Origin of the sequence: Alishewanella longhuensis (genome assembly GCF_014653435.1) — a bacterium.
GTDB lineage: Bacteria > Pseudomonadota > Gammaproteobacteria > Enterobacterales > Alteromonadaceae > Alishewanella > Alishewanella longhuensis.
The window spans coordinates 1-1,790 of sequence record NZ_BNAO01000002.1 but is presented as its reverse complement, the minus strand read 5'-3'; the positions used below and the strand labels follow the sequence as shown (position 1 = coordinate 1,790).

Annotated in this window: 2 protein-coding genes; both read left to right on the top strand. The window is 48.3% G+C overall.

Annotation, left to right across the window (positions count from 1 at the left end):
* The first annotated feature begins 283 nt into the window (after nt 1–283).
* Nucleotides 284–1,318 (top strand): IS21 family transposase, encoded by a 1,035-nt coding sequence (istA, locus tag IE163_RS03980; protein ID WP_373297856.1) that lies wholly within the window; start codon nt 284–286, stop codon nt 1,316–1,318.
* Nucleotides 1,315–1,790 (top strand): ATP-binding protein (locus IE163_RS03975; protein ID WP_189430489.1); only part of this gene is annotated, 476 nt, incomplete at its 3' end. The genes istA and IE163_RS03975, both read left to right, overlap by 4 nt.

The window sequence follows — 1,790 nt, the reverse complement described above, 5'->3', positions numbered from 1 at the left end:
CCGTTTAAATTTCTAGTAGCGCCGTGAGGCGGTGTGAACACCGCGCAGTCATTTCGCACGGCGGTAACAGGGGTTCGAATCCCCTAGGGGACGCCATCTATCTTAATCTTCCCGTTTAAATTCCTGATAGCGCCGTGAGGCGTTGTGAACACCGCGCAGTCATTTTGCACGGCGGTAACAGGGGTTCGAATCCCCTAGTGTTACCAACAATGCAAAACTGATCCACTTCAACAATTGAAATCTGATCCACTTGTTTTCACTATAGTGCCTTTTCGGGGGCACTTTGATCACAAAAGAAGAACTTATGAAAATTCAGATTTTGCATCAGCAAGGCCTTTCGCAACGGGCAATCGCTAAACAATTAGGTATTTCACGCAATACCGTTAAACGTTACCTGCGAGCAAAAATTGATACCCCAGTTTACTCTGCTCGTGAAAAAGGCCGCTCATTACTCGACCCTTTCAAGTCCTTTTTACACTCACGTATCGCACAAGCTAAACCAGTACACTTGTCAGGTGAAGTCTTGTTCAGGGAGCTTAAAGAGCTCGGTTATACCGGCAGTTTATCGTTGTTACGCCAGTACTTATTCCAATACCGTGGCAAGCCTACCCCTGAGCCCGTGGTGCGGTTTGAAACCGAAGTGGGTAAGCAAATGCAGGTCGATTGGGGGCAGATGCGTGGTGGCAAAGCCCCCATCCATGCCTTCATCGCGGTATTAGGGTACAGCCGGGCAATGATGGTGGTCTTCACCGATAATATGCGTTACGACACGCTGGAACTGTGCCACCGCCTAACGTTTGATTACTTCCAGGGTATTCCACGTGAGGTATGGTACGACAATATGAAAACGGTCGTGGTTGAGCGCGATGCTTATGGCGAAGGTGCGCATAAGCTTAATCAGGCTTTTTACCAGTTTGCTAAGAGCATGGGTTTTATCCCCAAACTGTGTCATACCTACCGACCACAAACGAAAGGCAAAGTGGAACGTATGGTGCGTTATGTACGTGATAACTTCTTTCGCCCTCTGAATACCAAGTTAATGGCGTTGGGCCAGATATTGGATATCAATACCGCCAATGAGCAGGTTGTCTTATGGCTGGATACGGTGGCACATCAACGCATTCATGACACCACCAAACAGAAGCCTGCAGAGCGGTTAGTAGAAGAGCGTAAGGTGCTGCAAACATTGCCCCCTCGGCTGTTAGCTGTTGCATCATCCTTACCTGATAACAGCCCACTCCCTTCGTTAAGCAAGCTAAGCCAGCAACCACTGCACCATGATTTAAGTGTGTATGACCAATTGATGGAGGCCATATGAACTTACAATTATCACGACTTAGCGAATTAGCTACTGCGTTACAGTTGCCTGGTATTGATGCGAATGCCTGTGATTTAGCCCAGCAAGCAGCAAAAGAAGAATGGGATTATCTCACCTTCCTTGAGCAGGCGCTTCAATGTGAAAAGCGTTCACGCCATCAGCGGAAGCAGCATATGTTTACCCGTATGGCGGGGTTCCCAGCAGTAAAAACCTTGGAGGAGTTTGATTATGCCTTCGCGACTGGCGTACCTAAAAGGCAAGTCACCGAATTAGCTTCGTTGTCATTTATTGAGCGGCAGGAGAATGTGGTGATGCTAGGGCCATCAGGTGTGGGTAAAACGCATATTGCCGTTGCACTGGGTTATAAAGCGGTGCAGGCTGGGATCAAGACTCGTTTTATCAGCGCATCAGACTTAATTCTGCAACTGGCCACAGCACAGCGCCAGGATAACTATAAGCAAGTGATGCAGCG